The sequence below is a fragment of the Echinicola vietnamensis DSM 17526 genome (assembly GCF_000325705.1).
GTDB classification, from domain to species: domain Bacteria; phylum Bacteroidota; class Bacteroidia; order Cytophagales; family Cyclobacteriaceae; genus Echinicola; species Echinicola vietnamensis.
Genome location: NC_019904.1, coordinates 5,170,124 through 5,191,972 on the forward strand (window position 1 = coordinate 5,170,124; position 21,849 = coordinate 5,191,972).

18 protein-coding genes and 1 pseudogene are annotated in these 21,849 nt (G+C 47.5%); 6 read left to right on the forward strand and 13 right to left on the reverse strand.

Annotation, left to right across the window (positions count from 1 at the left end):
• Positions 1-115 precede the first annotated feature (115 nt).
• Positions 116-2,422 carry a TonB-dependent receptor gene (locus ECHVI_RS21080; RefSeq protein ID WP_217189906.1) on the reverse strand — a complete coding sequence of 769 codons (2,307 nt, stop codon included), beginning with the start codon at positions 2,420-2,422 and terminating at the stop codon, positions 116-118.
• Between the two features lie 247 nt (positions 2,423-2,669).
• Between ECHVI_RS21080 and ECHVI_RS21085 the strand changes: the two genes are divergently transcribed.
• From ECHVI_RS21085 to ECHVI_RS21105, 5 genes are all read left to right on the forward strand, one after another.
• Entirely contained in the window at positions 2,670-3,221 is a 552-nt protein-coding gene (locus tag ECHVI_RS21085) for an RNA polymerase sigma-70 factor (RefSeq protein ID WP_015268044.1), read from the forward strand.
• Between the two features lie 138 nt (positions 3,222-3,359).
• A complete protein-coding gene (locus tag ECHVI_RS21090) occupies positions 3,360-3,977 on the forward strand; it encodes a hypothetical protein (protein ID WP_015268045.1) in 618 nt (205 codons plus the stop codon).
• Complete coding sequence (locus ECHVI_RS21095; protein WP_052331474.1) at positions 3,977-6,355, forward strand: TonB-dependent receptor; 2,379 nt, start codon at positions 3,977-3,979, stop codon at positions 6,353-6,355. Before ECHVI_RS21090 ends, ECHVI_RS21095 begins: the two co-directional genes overlap by 1 nt.
• Before the next feature lie 46 nt (positions 6,356-6,401).
• Entirely contained in the window at positions 6,402-7,655 is a 1,254-nt protein-coding gene (locus ECHVI_RS21100) for a hypothetical protein (RefSeq protein WP_015268047.1), read from the forward strand.
• Between the two features lie 18 nt (positions 7,656-7,673).
• On the forward strand, positions 7,674-8,897 hold the full coding sequence (locus ECHVI_RS21105; RefSeq protein WP_015268048.1) for a PepSY-associated TM helix domain-containing protein: 1,224 nt from the start codon (positions 7,674-7,676) through the stop codon (positions 8,895-8,897).
• Between the two features lie 182 nt (positions 8,898-9,079).
• Here ECHVI_RS21105 and ECHVI_RS21110 read toward each other — a convergent pair whose 3' ends face one another.
• On the reverse strand, positions 9,080-9,655 hold the full coding sequence (locus ECHVI_RS21110) for an AAA family ATPase (protein ID WP_015268049.1): 576 nt from the start codon (positions 9,653-9,655) through the stop codon (positions 9,080-9,082).
• A 137-nt stretch (positions 9,656-9,792) separates the two neighbouring features.
• Complete coding sequence (locus tag ECHVI_RS23135; RefSeq protein WP_015268050.1) at positions 9,793-10,443, reverse strand: hypothetical protein; 651 nt, start codon at positions 10,441-10,443, stop codon at positions 9,793-9,795.
• Between the two features lie 340 nt (positions 10,444-10,783).
• Here ECHVI_RS23135 and ECHVI_RS23795 point away from each other — a divergent pair, with 340 nt between their 5' ends.
• Positions 10,784-11,041, forward strand: a complete 258-nt coding sequence (locus ECHVI_RS23795; RefSeq protein WP_015268051.1) for a hypothetical protein — start codon at positions 10,784-10,786, stop codon at positions 11,039-11,041.
• Positions 11,042-11,103: 62 nt separating this feature from the next.
• Here the strand turns inward: ECHVI_RS23795 and ECHVI_RS21125 are convergent, their stop codons facing one another.
• The 10 genes and pseudogenes from ECHVI_RS21125 to ECHVI_RS21160 all read right to left on the reverse strand — a co-directional run bounded on the left by ECHVI_RS21125 (position 11,104) and on the right by ECHVI_RS21160 (position 21,838).
• Positions 11,104-12,324 carry a hypothetical protein gene (locus tag ECHVI_RS21125; RefSeq protein WP_245553391.1) on the reverse strand — a complete coding sequence of 407 codons (1,221 nt, stop codon included), beginning with the start codon at positions 12,322-12,324 and terminating at the stop codon, positions 11,104-11,106.
• Between the two features lie 12 nt (positions 12,325-12,336).
• Positions 12,337-12,429, reverse strand: a pseudogene (locus tag ECHVI_RS24260) (family 20 glycosylhydrolase); the annotation flags it as partial.
• A 93-nt stretch (positions 12,430-12,522) separates the two neighbouring features.
• Positions 12,523-12,882: a transposase gene (locus tag ECHVI_RS24265; protein ID WP_281168831.1), complete on the reverse strand. Its 360-nt coding sequence runs from the start codon at positions 12,880-12,882 to the stop codon at positions 12,523-12,525.
• Positions 12,864-13,754: an IS4 family transposase gene (locus ECHVI_RS21130; protein ID WP_281168832.1), complete on the reverse strand. Its 891-nt coding sequence runs from the start codon at positions 13,752-13,754 to the stop codon at positions 12,864-12,866. The genes ECHVI_RS24265 and ECHVI_RS21130 overlap by 19 nt, the downstream gene beginning before the upstream one ends.
• Positions 13,755-13,829: 75 nt before the next feature.
• Positions 13,830-14,567, reverse strand: a complete 738-nt coding sequence (locus tag ECHVI_RS21135; RefSeq protein ID WP_083892007.1) for a family 20 glycosylhydrolase — start codon at positions 14,565-14,567, stop codon at positions 13,830-13,832.
• A gap of 7 nt (positions 14,568-14,574) precedes the next feature.
• Complete coding sequence (locus ECHVI_RS21140) at positions 14,575-16,680, reverse strand: GDSL-type esterase/lipase family protein (protein WP_015268052.1); 2,106 nt, start codon at positions 16,678-16,680, stop codon at positions 14,575-14,577.
• A gap of 5 nt (positions 16,681-16,685) precedes the next feature.
• Positions 16,686-17,456, reverse strand: coding sequence for a creatininase family protein (locus ECHVI_RS21145; protein ID WP_015268053.1), 771 nt, complete (start codon positions 17,454-17,456; stop codon positions 16,686-16,688).
• A gap of 59 nt (positions 17,457-17,515) precedes the next feature.
• Positions 17,516-18,703, reverse strand: a complete 1,188-nt coding sequence (locus ECHVI_RS21150) for a n-acyl-d-glucosamine 2-epimerase (protein ID WP_015268054.1) — start codon at positions 18,701-18,703, stop codon at positions 17,516-17,518.
• 43 nt (positions 18,704-18,746) lie between these two features.
• A complete protein-coding gene (locus ECHVI_RS21155) occupies positions 18,747-20,282 on the reverse strand; it encodes a sulfatase family protein (RefSeq protein ID WP_015268055.1) in 1,536 nt (511 codons plus the stop codon).
• The gene (locus ECHVI_RS21160; protein WP_041739079.1) at positions 20,279-21,838 is read right to left on the reverse strand and encodes a sialidase family protein; all 1,560 of its coding nucleotides are present in this window, start codon (positions 21,836-21,838) and stop codon (positions 20,279-20,281) included. Before ECHVI_RS21160 ends, ECHVI_RS21155 begins: the two co-directional genes overlap by 4 nt.
• Between the last annotated feature and the right edge of the window lie 11 nt (positions 21,839-21,849).

Genomic DNA, 21,849 nt, shown 5'->3' on the forward strand with positions numbered 1-21,849 from the left:
CCGATGATGACCAAAATCTTCTTCAAAAACAGAAGCCGCCAGATACCCGGGCATCCGGCGGTCAAGTACCGCCTTCCATTCATTGGTCAGCGCTGATCCCTTCCCTACACCTGATTTAAAACCTGACGGTCAGGTTTGCGGCAAAATTTGCAGGTGCCTGTGCCACTCCGTAGCTGGACCAATATTTCTCATTGGCAAGGTTATTTCCTTTTAGCCCCAATCTCCATGATGGTTGTTCAAAGAATATGGAAGCATTGAGCAATGTATAGGAAGGAACGGCCACCACATTGTCGCTGAACAGGTAGTTTTCATCCACATAGTTGCCTCCTACCCCGATCCCAAGCCCCTTGAGCTTGCCTTGGAGCGCATAGGAAAGCCAAAGGTTGGCCACATTTTCAGGGGCACCCACTGCCTTGTTGCCCTCGATATCCTCGTCACTGGCCTTCACGATCCTATTGTCATTAAAGGCATATCCCCCCACGATGTTCAATCCGGCAATGGGATTGGCAACCACTTCAAAATCGCCCCCCTTGCTTACCTGACGGCCATCCTGTTCGACAAAACCGTCTGCATTGGTCCGAACGGCATTATCTATGGCGATATGGTAATAGCTTATCGTAGCGGTAAGTCGCTTATCAAATACTTCTGCCTTAACGCCCCCTTCTGCCTGTTCGGCATATAAAGGATCCAGCACCAACAGTGCCCCGTCCGGCTGGTTGGCAGGCGCCTGGTTCTGAAATCCGTTCATGTAATTCCCAAATACCGACACCTGTTCTTTAACCAACTGGTACACCAGTCCGAGCTTTGGAGCTAGTGAGGTTTGTTCATAGCCTTCGACAGCCCCGTTATCCGGCCTGGAAAAATGGTCCAGTCGTAAACTGAGCATGGTGGAAAGGCGGTCGGTCAGTTCCAGCACATCGGAAACATAGACGCTATAGGTATTGTCATTGGCCCGGTGCCATCCCGGCCAGTTTCCGGCCACCATATAGGGGTCAAGTTCTTGCTTTCGCAGCACCCTGAAATCGGTGGTCACATCTACGGTATCTATAAATCCGGAAGTGGCAGCCTCACTCCGCGCATCCATAAACCTCAAGCTCGCTCCCACGAGCATTTTGTGACGAACGGTCCCTGTGGCAAATTCCCCATTGATATTTTCCTGGATATTGGTATAGCTGTTATAGATAGGTCCCCAATTGCCTATGTTCCTGGCCGCCAAGCCCGGTGAGAGCCAGGTCGCATAATATTGGTAACTGTGATCGACATCCTCTTCCACATAGGAAAAAAGGGTCGTCGACGTCCAGTTCGCTGCCAATCTGTACTGGGCTTGGGTAAACAGTTTCAAGGATGAGGTGGAGGCATTGGCATCCTCGTGGAAGAGTACTTTATTGTAATCGATCAATAAATCTTCGGGGCTTGTAATACCGGAATTTGTACCATACCTGGAGTATAGGGTCCGCGTACTTTTGGCGTCGAACAGTTCTGCGTCCAAGGTAAGGGAAAGCCTGTCGGATGCGATATGTTTCAAGCTAGGAGCGATCAAGAAGGTGTTGTTAAACCCGTAATCCAGGAAACTTTTCTGTCGGTTCAGTGCGGTGTTCAACCTGAACAAGGTTTTCTTGTCCCGGGTCAAGGGAGTATTGATGTCGGCGGTGATACGGTGCAAGTTAAAGCTTCCCGTCGTATAGCCTATTTCGGTCTGTTTATCCTCCGTTGGCTTTTTGGTGACCAAATTTACCACGCCCCCAAAAGAGGAAACATTACTCCCAAACAAGGTTCCCGACGGGCCTTTGAGCACCTCTATCCGCTCGACATTACCGATATCCACGCTGGACCTACCAGTGGACGTCTCCATACCGTTCCTGGAATTGATCCCGATATTGAACCCCCTGAACGTCGCGGCAAAACCTCCGGAGGGATAGACGACCGGTACTACCCCTGTTGCATTCCTAACACTCTGGTCGATGTCCGTCAATACTTGTTCTTGTAGGAGTTCCTTGTTCACCACACTGTAAACCTGGGGATTTTCAAGGTTTTCCAAAGGCATCCTGGCCACGTATTCGGTAGCTTTATCGGCAAAGCGGTTTACTTTCCTATCGGACACGATCACTTCCTGAAGGTCGCTCCCGTTTTCAAAGAGCACTATTTTGCCGAGGTCCTTTCTTTCACCTGACTTTAGCGCTACCTGCACAGTCCGCTTTCCAAAACCGATATGCGAGACCAACAATTGGTGATTGCCCCTTGGTAGGCCCTCCACGACAAATGCTCCCTTCCCGTCGGAAAGGGCTCCCTTGTCAAGTTCTTTGAAATATACGTTTGCGTAGGAAATGGGCAGCCCGTCGTTGTCAGTGATCTTTCCATGCACCGATGATTGCCCTTGCTGTGCCAGGGAGGAAAATGTACCTCCCAGCACGATGATATACATTATGAAAATACCCTTTGAGGCGCTATTTGATAGGAAAAGGTTCATTTTGATTTTATTTGGATTAATTAAAAACAAAACAAAAGTAATGGATATTTTCCTTGCCTGCAGCTTTGCCAGAGAAAATTCCAATTGATTTTTTCAATCATATTTTTATTTAGATTTAATTTTAATAAACGCTTGATTCAACGGAACGCCCCTCTTTATTTTGTTGTCCGAACACCCAATATTCTTTAACCCTTCCGACCAAATGTTCCTTAGAAGTAAAAAAAACCATCAACGCACAGCCCGTTCCGTCCATTCGGAAAAGGAGTTCGAGGAGCTCTACACAATGTATTCAAGGGCGATGATTTCCATGGCCCATAACCGTACCGGTGACAGGGAAGCCGCAAAGGAAATCGTCCAGGACGTCTTTCTCTCGCTATGGGAACGGCGTGAAGGGCTCAGGGTCCATGGTTCCATCAAACACTACCTTTTCCGGGCCGTTAAACTGGAAATAATAGACCATTACCGTAAAAAAAACAGCAGGGAGAAGCACCAACATTATCTTGTTGAAAATGCAGGTCGGTGGTCACGTTCCACGGAGGAAAGGGTACTGTTCAATGAATTGAGCGGGAGCATTTCGGCCCTCGTGGAGAAACTGCCCTCCCAGTGCCGCGAAGTATACCGGTTGAGCAGGGAAAAAGGCCTGAACAACAAAGAAATCGCCCTCTCCCTGACCGTCACCGAAAAAACCGTGGAATCCCACCTTACCAAAGCCCTCAAATTTCTCCGGTCCAGGATCGACACCTCTTCCCGTTGATCACGTTACCCTATCAGGAAAAACCCACCAGTGGCCATCACCTGTCCCTCTAAAAAACAACTTTTTTTCATAAGGCACTCAGGGAAAACCAAGGGCTGTACGGCTATACCTTTAAATGGTCCAAAAATCCTTACCGAAATGAACGTTACAAATGAATTGCTGGACAGGTATAGCCGTAACCTGTGCACGCCCGCTGAACGGGAACTGGTGGAGTCTTGGCTGGACTCCGTCCATGAGGAAGCACCCCAACTTACCGCATCCGAACTACAGGCCTTGGATTCCGAGGTATGGATCGGCCTGGCCAAAGGAGTGAAATCCGGGAAGGGCCTTCCCTTGCCCCGTACCCTGCTTCGTTATGCAGCAGGCATTGCGCTGGCCACGGGCCTTTTGTCCGGTTCTTTTTGGGCAGGGTCCAATTCGGGACCACAGACCATAGCCAAGACCTCGGTGAAGGACGAACATCCTGCTCCTTCAACGGACAATATGCTCTACTTCAGCAATATTCCGGGCACATCCAAAAAGGTTGCTGCCAGCAGCTGTGAACTGAGTTTTGAGGGAGTGTTAAGGGTCTACAACAGTTCCCCTTCCCCAAAATTGGTAACCTGTGATGGAAAGACCCTGTCCGCTTCTCCCGGCAAGGTCACCTATTACCTCAATACCAAGACCAAGGGTTTCAGGCAAATCGACTTTCGGTCAGGTGAAATGCTGTTCTATGAAAACCAACTTAGGAAATCCACCTTTAGTATATGCGTCTGATGATGAAAAGAAGCCTACTCATTATGTTGCTCCTATACCAGACGCTGCTCCAAGGGAATGCCCAGGAGCATTCGGCCGCACTGGTCGGAACGGTACGGTTGGAAGCCGGTCCCCCTCTTCCCGGCATGGTCATCAGGATAGCGGGCACCCAACTGGGAACCGTAACGGATGAACATGGCCACTATGGGATTGAGGGCATCAGTCCTGGAAAGCACACCGTATCCTGTAATGCTTTGGGCTACGCGCCCCAAATCAAGGAAGTCAACTTCATTTCGGGCAGGTCTGTTTCCCTTGACTTTTACATGGCCGAAACCGCCCAACAACTTGGTGAGGTGACCGTGATGGGCAAAACCGAATCGACCTTGCTCCGCGAATCCTCCAAGGCCGTCACCGTAGTGGATACCAAAGAAGCAAAACTCCAAACGGCCGATCTCGGTGAGGTCCTCAACACCGTATCGGGGGTAAATGTACGGCGATCGGGCGGACTGGGTTCGGAAAACCGTTTTTCCCTTAACGGCCTCACCGACGACCAGATCCGGTTTATGCTGGACGGTATACCGTTGGACATTATGGGGTACAGCTCGGGAATCGCCAATGTACCCGTAAATTTGATTGAGCGGGCAGAAATCTATAAAGGGGTAGTCCCCGTGGATCTGGGAGCCGATGCCCTTGGGGGTGCCGTGAACCTGGTGTCCAATGGCAGCAGCAACCATGGCAAAGGGGCGGTATCCTATCAGGTGGGTTCCTTTGGCACACATCGGCTGTCACTGGAGGCGCAGCGCAAAACCAATGCAAAAGGCTTCTTTGTTCGTGGCAGCGGGTACTATGACCACGCGAAGAACAATTACCTCGTGGATGTGGAAATTGTGGGAGACGGGGGAAAACTGCACGATGCTACCGTGCCCCGGTTCCACGATTCGTACCAAAGCTACGGCCTACGCGGAACCGTGGGCCTGGCAGACCAAAAATGGGCAGATGAAATATCGTTGGAAGTTTTTGCCAACCACACTGCCCGCGATATCCAAAACAACAACGTCATGTCGATCGTCTATGGCGAAGTCACCAGCCGGAACACCAACCAAGGTGCCCTGCTGCGCTATCGAAAAGAAATTGCCGGGCACCTTCGCATCAACTTTGCCAGCGGATATACCTATGACCGGGTAAACTTTGTGGATACCAGTCGGTACATCTATACCTGGACAGGAGATGTGGTCAGGGAGGCAGACGGGACACCACGAGAACGCTCCCCGGGCGAGCTCGGACAAGCAACCGACCGCCTGATATGGGACCATGTCACCTATGCACGGCTTGGAATGGAGTATCAACTGGGAGCAAACCATCTTTTACGGGCTTCGTCGGCCCCCACCTATGTCTCCCGGTCCGGTGACGAAAGATGGGACGAAGAAAACGAGACCATCGACCCCCTTCATGAAATAAACACGCTGTTTACTTGGATAAACGGACTGGAACACCGCTTCAATTCGGCCGATGAAAAATTGGAAAACAGCTTCTTTGTCAAGCACTACTTCCAAGCTGTCCGCGCAGAAGAACCCACAAGCACCCTTGAAGTCACCAGGACCATGGACCGGGAGTCAAACAATTTTGGTATCGGCACCAGTCTTCGCTTTCACCTGCATCCGCGGTGGATGCTGAAGGCATCCTATGAATGGGCCACACGGTTGCCCAGGTCGGGAGAGATTTTCGGCAACGGTAGGTTGATCTTGCCCAATCTATCCTTGAAGCCAGAAAGGAGCCATAATGCCAACCTGGCGGTTCATTTCTCCAGTTCCCTGGACGCCCATGGACCGTGGAAGCTTTCCCTGAATGGTTTTTTGCGCGGCACCGACCAGCTTATCCTACTGCTGGGCAATAATGAGGTTTTCAGCTATCAAAACGTTTTTGCGGCCCGGTCACTAGGTGTTGAATTCAACGGGTCATGGCAGTCTTCCAATAAACGCCTGCAGGTCACCGCCAACACCACTGTCCAGGAATTCAGGAACCGAAGCCCCAAGGGCGATTTTGGTCCCTATGCAGGAGATCGCATCCCCAACAGGCCCTATTTCTTCATCCATAACAGTGTAGGCTATCATTTCCCGGAGCTGTTTACCCATGCAGGGAACCTGCATCTATTCCTCAAAAACCGTTATGTACACGCGTTTTACAAGGGCTGGGAAAGCGTGGGCCTCAAGAAATTCAAGGCCATCATCCCTGCACAATTTATCCAACATGCAGGCGCCACCTATCAAATGCCCGTCAAAGGGCTGAAAACTTCCCTGACCGCGGAGGTCCACAACCTCACCAATTCGGAGGTCTATGACTTCTTTGGAGTCCAAAAACCGGGCAGGGCCTTCTATTTGAAATTGACCACATCATTTTAAACCAATAAATGTTCATTTAACCAATATGTATAAAATGTATTTATCCATGAAAAACAAAAGGAACGTAGCCTACCGCTACAAAAACCAGTTTATCCGTCTATTTGCGGTAATGCTCTCGCTTGCCGTCTTTTCCTGCAACGACGATGAACCCGAAACCAACGGTCCCGAACCCGAAGAAGGGGGCGATCTTTATGCCCTATTTTACCGGGTAAACACTCCTGATGGGAGATTGCATTATACCACGTTGGTCGAAGACCTGATGACCGGCGAGGTGGATCCCGCCAATGCCATTGAAACTTCCGGCAACGCCCGGTTTTTCGCCCCCGAATCCGAAAATTATTTAACCATTGCCGACCCTGCGGACTACAGTTTCACACGGTATGACATCACAGCGGACAACGAAATTTGGGAAGGGGACCGTTTCTCCATGGCCAATGAAGGGGTAACCGATCTTCAAAACCGTAATATTTTCTTCAGTGAAACTAAAGCCTATTACATTGACTATACCCAAGGACAGATCATCGTTTGGAACCCTGAAGACATGTCCATCACCAAATCCTTTGACCTACCCGAACAACTGCGTGACGGCTATCAGGGGTATTGGGTGTCCATGCCATTTGATGAATTCCAGATCGTGGGCAACCGGCTTTATATTCCGGCCGGATGGCTCAATTGGGACAATGAAACGTATTTGGACAAAACCGGCCTGGCCATCATCGACATTGAAAATGATGCGGTCATTTCCTATGCTGAAACCGACAGGTGTCCCATGGCCGTCATGCCTGCCGTCATGGAAAATGGGGACGCCTATTATGGCACCAGCTACTACCTGCCATTTGCCACAACATCCAGGGAAAAAGAAGACTGTGGGTGCATCTTAAAAGTGGAAGCCGGTGCTGATGGCTTTGACCAGGATTATGATCCCAATTACATGGATCAAATCGAAGGCTATAGTGTGGGCATTTCTTTGGGCAAGTCTCCCAAGGAAAACCATGGATACGTAAGGGTTTTGGACACCGAAAAACTGGCTTGGTCTCCCGAACTGGACGGAAGGGACTATTATAGTTTAAGTTGGTTCACCTACGAAATCAACCTTCCCGAACAAACGGTCGTGGGCAAAGCCGACCTGCCCTATGCAGGATCATATGTGGGGTCGCCCTACTTTATCGATGGCCAAAACTACAGCAGTATTTCAGATGAGGACGGCAACGCTACCATTATCCGGTATGCTCCAGATGGTTCCTATACGGAAGGCATTTCCCTCCCGGGTTCGCTGATGGGCATTCAGAAAGTAAGGTAAGGATTTTCCCGTCATAAAATGAACATCAAAAAAACCATAGGAAAGATTCACCTCTGGCTCGGATTGACATCCGGGCTAGTGGTGTTTATGGTGTCCATTACCGGCTGTCTGTGGGTATTTCAGGACGAGATACGTCCTTTGGTTTACCAGGACAGGATGTACATCGATCCACCGCCAGGGGGCAATGACCGAATGCCATTGACCGCACTGGTCAATGCTGCCGAAGAAGCCCTGGGCAATGGATATTCCGTGGAAAGGGCCTATTACCCTACCGCCGAAAATGAAACCGTCTATATTCAGTTCAGAAAGTTCAATGAAGGCACGGACCAGACCGTGCGCTGGTACGGAGATTACATCGTTTACTTTTATAAGGTATTCCTCAATCCCTACACCGGGGAAGTGGTCCATATTGAAAACACCAAGTGGGAGTTTTTCAATGTTGTCCTGTGGGCACATTTCACCCTCCTTCTGCCCTATTCCATTGGCCACGAAGTGGTGGGCTATGGCATACTGGTATTCGTGGTCATGTTGATCACCGGATTGGTACTTTGGTGGCCCAAAAACCGGTCTGCTGCCAGGCAACGGTTCTGGTTCCGATGGAAACGGACGACCCGATGGAAGCGCAGGAACTATGACCTGCACAACATCCTTGGGTTTTATGCGTTGGTCTTTGCCCTTGTCATGGCCGTTACCGGATTGGTATGGTCCTTTGATTGGGTAGGCGAAGGGATCCAATGGGTCGCCAATGGGGGAAAGTCCATAAAAGCCGGCCACAAACATCCAAAAATCACCTTCTCCGAACCGGACCAGGCCCAGGTATTGGACGCCATAATGGCCAAAATGGTTGGCAGGCACCCCGATGCCCGCTATTTTTACATCAGGTTTCCCCGTAAGGAGGACAGCCCCATGTCCATCAATGCGACAATGGGAAACCACGGCTATGGAAATTATATCCGGTACCTTATCCATCCCTACACCGCTGAAATCATCGAGGAATCACGGTTCGAAAACCTTACCAATGGGGAAAAGGCCGCTGAGCTGAACTATCCGATCCATGTGGGGAGTATCTTGGGCATCCCGGGCAAAGTCCTTGCCTTTCTGACGAGTTTGGTTGCTGCCAGTCTTCCGGTAAGCGGATGCCTTATTTGGCTGGGAAAAAGGCGAAAAGGGAAACGTCGACCTTCCGGGAGCAGGCATCCTGCCCAAAGGCCTGCGACAACGGCCGCCACCCCCCGGCCCTAAAGGCCCCAACAAAGCACAAACGGGTCCGTACCCTCTGTAACACCCGGTATGGATCCATCCCAACCTTGCGCGGTGTTCAATGGTCCTGACATGAAGGTTTATATCGGTGTTGGTCTTCCCGGGGATCCTTAAAATGGCAGGGATGAGCATATCATTTCCCAAAGCCCATCTGCCCGGCACACCTATTTGCCACCAAGTCCTTCTACATACCCCAATACAAAATCAGCTCTCTTCCTGACCGGTCCCTTGGGCACCGTAACGGTCTCATACCCATAACCGGCATAGGTATCCAACATCTTCTCAAAGGTCTGTACAGCTTCCGTCCAATCCTGTTTCCGCTGGCCGTCCGTTTGGTAGATTTCCTTCCATGGGGGAAGGATAAATACCAGTGGGTTGTACCGCCAATTTTCCGCATACGCCTTCATGCGCCTACTGATTGCCGTCCGGATAAGTTCCCCGTAGCATATGGCATCCAAAAACCCCCGGTCAAAAAAGACCGGCAACTCCTTGGATATCCCATGACAGTTCTCCTCAAAGCCAATAACGGAACGTTCAAACAGGATGTCCCTGTACAACTCCCTGTCCCGCCAGGGAAGGGCATTGCCGTCCTTCTGCTGCTGTTCACGAATCAGTTCACGGGCAATCTCGGGGACCGTCCTATGGCCCCTGTTCTTCAGTTCTTCCAGAAGGGTGGTTTTCCCCACTCCGGGACCTCCGGTAATGACATAAAAGTTATTTTGGATCCAACACCTTTTCATTCTTTAAAATTGTTGATTATTGGAAAATTATAAAAGGACTCCCCCGTCCCATTCTTCATTTCACGGATGCATCCATTGCCCGCAACTTCGCTTTGGGGACCTGCCCGGACAAAAAGGAATGGAAATGGCCTGGGATACTATTCAATGGAAAAGCTTACCCCTCCCTGGGTACCATATTTTTGGGGCCGCCCGATGGAAAGCATCCACCGGTCGTATGTGGCCCTGGCCAGCCACTGTACCTGGTATTCCCCGGCCATGGTGGGGGCAGCGGCAGCCTGGTCGGCCAGGGAATGGGCAAGTTCATACATAGAACTGTCCTTCATCGGGTTGTGGTGGAGGACAAAGGCAGCATGAAATTTATCCCTTGGCCGCGTTGCCAGCCCCTTGTCGACCAATGCTTTGACCTGTTCAACTCGCATGCGATCACGGTCCTTCATTTGCTCCCTGAACGGGGGCAGGAAGAATTTAAGGTTCATCCTGTCCCCTTGGTCGGTGCCATGGGCATATCGTAGCTCCTTTCCGGCATTGTCCGATCGGATAACGGGGTCTGGCAATGGTTTAAGAAGGCCCATTACCACCCCGGTCAGGGCCATGGCCAGAATGGCGAACGGCGTAGAGAGCCTTTGCCAAGCAAATCTCTTCTTTATCAGCAAAAAGATACCGGCCACCACCAAATACAGCAAAACGGCAAACATAAGGGCCACCAGTAGAAATACAAACAGTGGATAACGGTAGGAAAGGTAGCCCGCCCCTAGCAGGCAAAGGGCATTGATCACGTACTTCATCATTATGGTCATTTTTTTTTAGCCATTGCTTGGGCGGTCCGGGACAACTGATAAATTATCCACCAGTGGACACCCTATGTTCGCCTTTGTACACCCTCCTTTTTCCCAACACCTATAAATTGGACAGGAAACAGGGCCCTGACCGCCCTTCCGTTGGAACGGGGAGGTTTACACGCCGACAAATTCAGCAATGGCGTTTTTTTATTGACATATGTTCCAAGAACGGTACCGAAAAGCCTTTCAAGAATAATGGAAGCCGGTGGACAAACTTTTGGTTTTCAATCCATACATGCCATCCGATCCCAATCCCTCTTGATGAAACACCATAAATAACTCCTTGATCATGCCATTGACTGTTGGTAAACCTAGGGTTGGAAATAAGTTTTCCAGGAGTACTTCCCGACCATCTCTTGACATCTTTGAAAGAGTGCTATTGGCCAAAATAGCCATGGGCAATAAGTCCGGGACAACCCCTGAAACAATAGATTTGTCGGGCAACTGGGAATTCCAACCCAAATCTCTCACCACATCCTTTATTGACCATTTTTTCGGTCAGGCGATTGTATTGGTCCCGGGCTTCAAAAAGACTGCTAATAAATAGAAGTTTATACCTTTATTTTTTGTACTCCAATAAATACAAAAAGCCTCTAATCCCCTCTCTTTTTAATATGATTCATAGGGTAACTTATCGAAAATGCCAAAAGTGACCATACAGTTTTGATAGATATTAGTATAGGGAATGGTAATGGTCACCTCATTCCTTCCTTTTTCCAAATACAGCTTATAAGGTTCCCTGCGCCAATAAAGCTCATCTTTTCCCCACGGAACCTCTTGGTCCTTTTTGCTGGCCCAACCTTCGGTATTGGAGGGATTCCATCCTGGATTTTCCCATTCCGGTGAAGGCAAAGGTTCACCATTCACCCATATCTTTCCTCCATGTGAATCCCAATTGCCGGTCTCTGGAATACCTCCATAGGTCCTATTGGCCCTCAATGGTGTTTCAAAGGCAATCCACGCGAGAACCTCTTGTTTCTCCTGGCTGAAAATGGAAGTTTTGGCTACAACTGTTTCCCCTACCTGAATATCGGGGAAATAGCCACCCTGCTGGAATCTATCTCGAATGATGATGGTATTTCCCCTGCCCTGGGTAAATTCACCAACCTCACCTATCCATTTGTCAATCGCTTCAAGGTCGATCATGGGATGGTCTGTCGGCCCATATAGCTTCCATGCACGATCACTCTGTCTAAGATAGGGAAAGGCCCTATCCCCGAAGAACCGTTTTTTATGGTCCATTAGGTAATCTTCATATACATTAAAGTAATCGGCAGCTTCGCTACCAAGTGGAGGAAGCGTGGTCATAAATATATCAGGAGCCACCAATATGTCAGCTGTCCAAGTGCTCCATGCATAGGTCAGCAGGCCGGGATAAACGGGATTGTTAAGGTATACGTCTTTTTGGTCAGCCACATTGACATCATGCCAAAGGCACAGGATCCCTCCAAGACAATCATTTTTTTCCATGGTAGCCCCTATTGGCTTGAAAAGCAACTTATTTACAAATGTCATGGGTTCAGCGTTATTGATATAACTGTTACGGGAGTCGATTTCCAAAAAACGCTGGTGTTTTTCCCCTACGGTATCCATCTCCCCCCAGGACTGCCGTAAAACCGAAGGAGACGCGGGAAGCCCTGGACTCCACATCATGGCCTTCCTCCCATTGGATTCCACTATATCCACCATTCGCTCAATGAATCCTGCTGGATTCGGTATGTGAACTTCATCTGAACCAATGTGGATAATGGGAGCCAGTTCTTTCGGGATTTCTGAAAAGAATTCCCTCAAAATAACCTCCAATGCTTCCATGCCTTCTTTTGATTCCATTTTAAAGCCCATTGCCTTGGTAAATGAGTCACTGTGCCCTGGCATATCTATTTCCGGGATTACTTGGATTTTTCGCTCCGCGGCATAAGTTATCAGTTCCCTGATTTCATTATAAGAATCATTGTTGTCCGGTAAACCCGGATATTAGTTAAATTCAATTTTCAACCTCTTGATTACAAAGTGGTTATTTATTTTTCGTCAGGGGCAAGCCCCCCTCATCTCAGGGAACAGTGTGTTTTGATTTTTCAAAATATCTTCTTGTATGATGGCTCTCCAGCTTCCTTCCGGATCCTCCAGGAACCTATACAAGCTGATATAATTCATTAATTGCTGTCTGACCAGGGATACCAAGTTGGAGAAAGCCCATTTCCTTTTGACCTGGCTTTTGATCAAGGTCAAAAGGAGATTGGCCAACATGGCCGACCATATCTGTATTTCTATGGCATTTTCATTGTCGCCCAAGAAGTACTTTAAAGGGAAGTTCTGCTTAAGCTGTTTGAATAATAGCTCTATCTGCCAGCGTCTTTTATAGATGAGTGCTATCTTCTCTGCTGCCATCTCAAAATTATTGGTAATGAACTCAAACGGCGTTCACTTTTGCTGTCCCAATAGGCTATTCTCCTGGAACGGTGCTCCTGTTGCTTGTTCTTGCCATATCGTAAGATGATTTCTTCATCCTTGAGTACTCCGGAATCTGCCTGATCAGGAATATTAAACTCCTTTCGGGCCTGATAGACAGCATTGTCTTTTAACCTGGTCACATACCATATCCCGCTTTCGGTCAGGACCTCATATTTTCCATAATCCACATATCCCTTATCAAAAGTGATGATAGAGCCCCCGGGCAGGTTGAAAACCTCATCCAGGAAGGTATGGTCATGTCGGACAGCCGCACTGTAACGGACAAGATAAGGAACATGGTCACTCGCCCTGATGATGGTGTGGGCCTTAATACCTCCTTTCTTTTTGCCCGTTTTAGGGTTCCTGCCTACTCCCTTGAGAATATCCTTGAACAGACTAATGGTGGTAGAATCCATAATATAGAGCCTCTTCATATCAGCATCCTTCAACCGGCTGTCCGTTAAACTGTCACCATGCCTTTGGTACACACTCATGTATATATCGGCGAACACATCGCTCACACGTCGTTTGTTGGCTTCTGATAACGTACTCCGCCTTACCACATAGTTCAGACCCAAATGGGCCAATCTATGGGCATTGGCCAACAAACCGACAAGTGTCTCACGAATGGAATGATAGCCCTCAAATGCTACAAACAGCATTACTATCAAGTGGTTATAAGTCGTGAACTTCTTCACATAACGCTCCGCATTATGCCTGCGGGCTATCTCCCTTACCTCCCCCTTGTCAATGAACTTTATTAACTGATTGAATATCGGCTGTCCGCTAAAATTACTACTTTTGCCCATGGCTTAACTTTTTTGTGTCGTAACTCAAAAGTAGCCACAATGGGCTGGTTCAGCAATGGACTGGCCCTCTTTCATTTATTTTTTACCGGACACCAATGTATAAGAATAATAGCTGCCGGCATTCCTCCCTTCCCTGTGGTTTTCGGCTGCAGTCAGCTGTGGGTAAGCCTTACTTTCTATCCGCCACGCTGGCCTATCGGTCAAATGCCAGTGAAACACATTCAATTTATAGTCTGACATAATCTCAAGATGCTCTTTTATCAATTCCAGATCCTGATAATTCCTTCCTGCATCTATCATGAATCCACGAATGGGAAACCGGGGCTTATCATATATTTTGACCCTGGGAACATAATGGATGCCATTTTCTTGAATGATCAATTGTCGAAGGGTTTTCAGTCCATAATAAAAGCCCTCTTCTGTATTTGATTGAATGGTCACTCCCTCCTGAGAGGCCATGAGATTATAGGCTTCCCTTTCCAGTTTTGGGATTTTCTCTAGCGTAATGATCAGAAGATTTTTTTTAGTAGGTAAAAAGTCCTTTTCTCCAATGATGTCATAGCACTCATTCCATAATGACTCGCTTATATTTCCTTCTCCTTGCAGTTCCAGACCGTCTACGACGATCCTTTCTCCTCGTTCCCACAAGACCGAATCAGGATAGGGTATCAATTTCACAGGCACTTCCTTTAGCTCTTCTATTCCCTTTTTGGTCACAAAACCTTTGGAAACGTTTTCTTTTTGTCCCAATACCTGCAAGGATATTCCAATAAAACAGAGTGTTGAAAACAAGGACAATAGGGTATTTCTCATGTTTTGATTACTTATGTTTCCCGCTAATTTTTGATGGTATCTTTATGGATGAAGTACCCATGGGCATTCCTGACATGTTGGACAGGTTGGCTCTTGTAAAAGGCTTAAATCCATACCGTACTTCCTTCACCTGAAAGTTATTGTGTACCGGCAGCTTCACTTGACCACCCTTTATATTTCCACGAACCGCTACCGATTGTCCCTTTGCGTTGACCAGTTCAAACCCCATCACGCTTTCACCATTGAGGGTACATAGTCCCTCTCCATCTTCAAAGCTCACGATAATCTCGTCCTGTCCATCTTCCACCGATGTCATTTTTGGGGCGTTTGCCAAAATATCCATGGAATAGGTATTGGATAGGGCCTTTATGGCCAAGCGTTCACCTACCTCCCTCTTTTTTGCAGGATGTACGTTGAGCGAATCTCCAAGATCCAACGTTACCGCCATTTCCGAAAATGAAAGTTCTTGGTCAATTTCATGTTGCATTTTCCTGAAACAAGGCCAAGAAGGACGGTCCATCCCGGGAAGCTGGACAAAATAAACCGGAAGTCGATCATTTTGCCATTTCTTACGAAAATCCTCGATCATTCGAAAGAACATCCTTTTATACAAACCAGGATTATGGGTATTGCTCTCCCCTTGGTACCATAAGATCCCTTTGATGCCGAAAGGAACGATATTGCATAATGCTGCATCATATATATAGGAAGGTTGGTAAGGATGCCGTTGTCTTTCGGAAACTTTATGGGTCATATTGACCGTTGCCCTTTCCCTCACCCATGGCATGATATAATCCGAATTAATCCAATCCTTCAATAAATTAACCAATTGCGGGTCATCCCAAAGTACCTCTTTATCCATAAATGCTTCGATTGGGGCCCCTCCTAAACTCAACTGGACAATACCGATTGGTACCTTTAGCCGGTCTTGTACGGACACTCCAAAATGATAGCCTATCGCAGAAAATCCCTTCCTTTCTACGTTCCAGCTACCCTTAAAATATCCGAGTCCGTTGACTTTCTCAAGGGTTGCCCTGTCCCAAGGAATATTGTCGGTTGACTTTAAGGCATGGAATTTAAAAAGTCTAATATTTTGGTTTTTTAACGGTACTTCTCCCGTTCTCCATGATCGGGAAGCTTGTAAGGGAAAATCCATGTTCGATTGGCCCATACATAACCATACATCCCCTACCGATACATCTTTTAAGGTAATGGTCTCCTCGGAATGGTGGATTTCCATCACAAATGGACCTCCTGTTTTAACCCCGGTAAGGTATAGGATCCAATTCCCTCCCGAATCCACCACTGCACGCCTTTTTTTACCTTGAAAATCCACGGTCACCACCTGGTCTGGATTCCCTCTACCAAAAACAGGAATACGATCTCCTCGCTGAAGGACCATACCATCGGCAAATAATTCCGGTATTTTCAACCCTCCAAAATCTTTGACAAGATATGAACAAACCGTATTTGCCATTATAGCGGCTCCTTCTTCTATGGGATGGATATGGTCTGGGAACAAGTCCGGCCGATTTACCAGAGGGGTAAATAAATCTATCAATCCTACCCCATTTGCATGGGCCACTTTAACGATCTTGTTATTGATTGCTTTGTGCCAAAGATGGGTACCTGATCCGAAACGTGGGTGACCACTGAATATCGGTGTTAACAATCCCACATAGATTTCAATGTTTGGGTTTACATTCCTGAATTGTTCTATTAACCAGGCATAATCGGCTTCGAAAGAAAGACCGTAATCGGGCCAATTTCTTGGATCCGTATCGTTTAATCCCAAATTGATGATGGCTATGTCAGGTTTATAGGTCAGGGCATTACCAAATTCTTTGGTCAAAGAATAGGGACGGTGACCTTTCCGTAGTAGTGTAGCCCCGCTGTGACCATAATTTTTGACTTCATACTCCTTTCCTAACAGAAATTGAAGCCTGGCAGGATAAGAGAACACGTTTCTTGTCGAAATCCCCAAACCATAGGTGACTGAATTGCCTATGCACGCCACCTTTATTTTGGTTTGTGCATTTACATTGATCGTCAGTAAAAACAGGATTATTAAAAATAGGATTCCCCTATTTGAATTCTTCTTCAGGATTTTCATTCCTATCACCGTTTTTGGTAAATGTCCATGGGACCTACCTTGTCCAATTCCATTAAAAATTCCATGATGCTATTGGTCAGGTCGTCCAAAAAAAGTCTTCCTTTGTTGGCAGAGGCTTTTCGCGGATTGCCCACTCCGGTGTCATTGCTTATTTTCCCCCAATTCCTTGGTGTCCATACCAACTTACTGTTCAGACCTGCCAATTTAAATCCGGTAGCTTTACCCTCACCTGCCTCTTCCAAGGGCAAAACCAACTCCGGGTAGCAAAACTGCATGACGCTGGTTTCCATTTCTCCAGCATGGTCACCGGGCTCGTCAAAATAATCTTCATTGTTCATTACGTTAAACCAATCGATTACTCCGATAAAACAATGTTCAAACTGAACTTGGAGCTCCCGGATGAAGGGTTTAAATCCGTTGCCCCCATGACTGTTGATAATGATCACTTTATGGATTCCTTGACGATCCAATGCCGCTAAAATATCCTGCAAAATCGCCCGCTGGGTGGTTGGTCTTGTATGAAGGCAAAAAGGATAATCGACTTGTCCGGGATTTTGTACTCCCAAGGGAATGGAGGGAAGCACCATGCATTTAACTCCATTGGTATAGGCCTTATCGGCAACTAATTCGGCGATTTTTTCCGATTGAAGTGTATCCGTTCCATACGGCAAATGATAGTTGTGCGGTTCTGTGGCACCCCAGGGAAGTAGGGCCATGCCGAACTTTTCCTCTTTGATCGTTTTCCAACTGCATTGGTTCAATATGTATTTTTTCATGGTAATGATGTCGTTTAAAGGGTCAATGCTGCCTAGTGTTGGGCTTTTCTGTATATAGTTTAAAAGTTTTTCTTGTCTACCTCACTTTCCAAGGTCCTCCAGACCTGGTAAAGGGCTCGCGGAACGTGGAAACAGCCTTTCCATTTACCTCCCTTAAGATCGAGCAGTACTTCGCCCCTTCTGTTCAAATACCCAAACCATTCCCCCTGTTTTGGATCATGAAAATTTTTCCAGGCATATTTGTGTACCTTCTCAAACCACTCCCAACAGCGCGTCTCCCCCGTCAGGTGATATCCCTTTACCAAGGCCACCAGGGTTTCCAAGTGTACCCACCAAAGCTTTTGGTCCCATTCCAGTTGTTGGGGTGGATGCCCTTCATGGTCTAAGAAATAAAATATTCCTCCAAACTCCTTGTCCCACCCGTGTTCCAGTTGCCGCAACATTATCGTCACGGCTCTATTGGCCAGTGATTGATCTCCCCTTCTTTTTGCTATATCCATCATGAACCACATTGCTTCAATGGCATGCCCGGGATTGAGTAAGCGGCCTTCAAAACTATTGGAATATCCATTATCCAATGTCCTGTTCTCGAACATCACCATGGTATCCTGGTCCAGAAAGTTCACCATGACTTCCTGGACACAGGTGTCCAGTATTTCTTCTACCATACCTTGGTCCAGCAAGGGCTCCATTTCCAAACAGAGATTGCTCAGGATCATCGGCAAAGCAAAGTTCTTCAAAGGCCTTGTTCCTGGGTAAACCTTGTTATATATCCCCTTGGGATTGGCCTGGCGGTCCAATATTTTTTGGAATATTGCTATGGCCTTGCTCCCCATGCTCTCGTTTCCTGGGATTTGTCCATACCTGGCAAAGGCCATGGCCACAAAACAGTCGGAAAAAACATTATATGGCTGTATCAGCGGGCGGCCTTTTTGTGTCAGGGAAAAGTAGTAATTGCCATCACTGTCGCTTCCATATTTTTCCAAGAAATCAATTCCCAGCTTGGATATTGCCAACCATTCCTCTTTTCTATCCACTTCTTGGTAGAGAAAGCTAAACATCCAGGCCTGTCGTCCCTGCAACCAAACGAACTTATCGGTATCGAAAACCTTTCCTGTTCTGTCCAAACAGGTGTAATAGCCTCCATTTACCCAATCGGGAGAGTTTTGTGTCCAAAAAGGGATGACATTTTCCAAAAGTGTGGCCTTATACAGTTGGGTATATTCAAGAATCTTATTTTTGTCCATGGTACGCTGTAAAATTTCTTTATTGGCAACCTATTTCATCCGGTTATTTAAAATATTGCAGGTAATTCCACCGAAAGGAAGGATCCTTGGCATAGGAATGGTCTGGGAAATGCTGGTTTACCGAATCCACTTCCTCCACAAACCGGTCCAGGATTCCTTGGTCATAAAATGGATCGTCCGTTTCTATTTGCCATTTGCGCAAAGCAGCGATCATTTCATCCTTTATGGATTGGTATTTGGCCTTGTCAATGATGTTGTTAAACTCATGTGGGTCTTCCTGAAGATCATAAAGCTCATATTCAGGTGGGTTTTTCCATGTTGCATAGGCGGCCCTTACTTCATCTGTGGCTCCCAACAATTCCAACTCCTCTGTACCAGCGGCAAAATGCCCATTTAAATGATCCGCATAAAAGGAGTATTTGGGGTTTTCTCTTGTATACAATAAATTTTGGATCAGCTTGTAGCGATCACTCCTCACACTTCTTCTTGGATAAAATAACATCGAGGTAGAGCCTGTACCTCCAGCGAAAACATAGTCCCTCCACTTTGATTTGGGTTCCTGCTGCTCCAGTAGTGGCAGTAACGACATACCATCCAATGACTCGGGTATCCTTAAGCCGACAATATCCATGATGGTGGGGATAATATCGATCGATGACACCAATTCATTTCGGACACCGACATGATGGTATCGGTGTGGATGGCGAATGATTAACGGCACCCTGAGTCCTGCTTCATAATTGGAACACTTGGCCCTTGAAAACTGGGGACCATGGTCCCCCATATAGATGATCACCGTATTTTCCAATAACCCCTTGTCCTCCAGCTTCTTTAGCAACCATCCCACGGCAATATCCAGACGGGCCATGCTATTGTAATAATTGGCTGTATACTCGCGTAACCTTTTACTGTCCACACCAATAAAGGGCAGGCTGCCGTTAACGTCCTCTGCATTCAAGGGATCTGGAGGCAATCCCTCCACTTGTTTTTGTAATGGAAAATGTGCATCAGGAAAATTGACCATTAAGAAATAAGGTCGGACAGAATCCCTTTGGATAAAATCCAAGGCATTTTCAGCATATTTGTCAAGCTGTACTTTTTCAAAATTTGATCCTTTTATGGCTTCATAGTCCCATTGGAAAGCACCTGGGGGATTGACGTGCCTTTTACCGATAATCCCTGCCCGATATCCTGCACCATGTAAATAATGGGGAAGGGTTTTTAAAGAATCGTACATTTGATAGTGATGGGTAGCCAGCCCAATTTGTCCATTTTGATGGGGATAAAGCCCCGTAAACAGGGTCGAACGAGAGGGGCTGCATACCGAATAGGTAACAAATGCATTGTTAAACCTTACCCCGGTAGCTGAAAGCTGGTCAATATTGGGCGTAGACACTTCTTGGTTTCCGTAACACCCAAGTTCTGGCCCATTGTCCTCTGACACGATCAAAAGCACGTTCATTTTCCGTTTTTCCCCTGTCCCGTTAACTTCTTTTTTATCACATGAGCCCATAGGCAGCATGAACAAAAACCACATCCACAGGGAACCACTGATATTCGTTAGCGCTGCTTTATTCATGGGATCAGTTCAGTGGTCCTTATGATCTGAAAGGTCATGTGGGCTTGGCTGCTCTCGTACAGGATGCCCAAATGCTCCTTATCGATTACCGTGAGGCAAGAGTAGCCCCAACCTTTTCCTTCATCCAATAAAAGCCCTTTAGTCCATGACATGCCTTCGTCCTTACTGGATTTGATGGTCATGTTATACCTCCCGTCTGTTACGGCCGGATTTGAAAAGAACAGATGAGAGGCATCCATGGATTGCCTGTTTTCAGGGTAGGTAATGAGACTTGCCATACAGACGGGCTCGACCAAAGCTGATCGGCTTGAAGGATGCTCTTTCCAGGTTTTCCCCAGGTCTTTGGTAACGGCCACTGAACGTGCCCCGCCCCTATTGTCCCTCATGTTAAGCATCAGGCTTCCGTCATTGAGCTCAACTACCTGGGCCTCGGTGGTATTTGCCTTTGCCCCGGTTCCGATATGCCAGGTTTCTCCTTGATCTTGACTGTAGATCAGGGTACTGTAAGGCATGTCGTTTTCATCTTTATATTGTCCGGCAAAAACCAATGTACCGTCCCTCATGGTAATGCCTTTGCCCGGACCGTTAAACATGAGTTTCCACTCCCTTTTTTTGATTTGTCGGGTAATATTGATGGGATCAGACCACGTCTTTCCATCATCGTGGCTTTTGACCATCATCAGCTGCCCTGTTTCATCGGGAGACATCCCTGCCCCTGAGCTGAACCAAGCCCTTTCTCCCGGTTTTCCGTGCAGCCAAAGGGCTACCACATAGATCGTATTATTGGCCGGATCCACTAATATGGCCGGATCTCCTATGCCATTTTCCTTCTGGGGTTTCCCTCCCCACTCTTCCATGTCCATGATGGTCTTCATGGGTTCCCAGTTCTCTCCTCCATCAGTACTCCTGCTCATTCCCACATCAATATCCTCCTGTAGGTCTACCGAGCTGTTGTGCCGTATATCATACACTGCGATCAAACTGCCTTTTTTGGTCGTGGCCAACCCGGGTATCCTATATGCGGCCACTCCGTCGTCGCCGGCGTTTCGTAAGCTTGTGGCCAGACGAAGTGGCATGGAACCGCTTTGCTTTGCAATGGCTGCACCGGAATTGCCAAACGATATGTCCTTTATGCCTATTTGAAGTGTTTTCTTTAAGGACGCGCTTTTCTTGGGCTGGATGCCCACCACCAATTTATGGTCACCGGGAGATAAGGGCCTGTCCATGTTAACCACCGCTTTTTCACCGACCCTTACCAATGCCGCTATGGGTTCTTTATTCCCTCCTGTTCCCTTTTCCAATTCATAGACAGTCAGTGCCTCCAGTTCTTCAGCCCCATCCGTGGCCAATGATATTTGTTCCAAAACATCCCCTTCCTTTAGGGTAAATTCCATTGAAAGTACATCATTGTTTTGCCCCTTGATAACCGGGACGGTGTGTTGGTTTACGGTTACCTGAACCACGTCTGCTGCTCCTGTAGGCCGGGAAGTACAGTTGACCATCATGATCAATAGGCTTCCCATGAGAAATGTCTGAATTTTGCTGAATGTTATCATCTCCAATATTT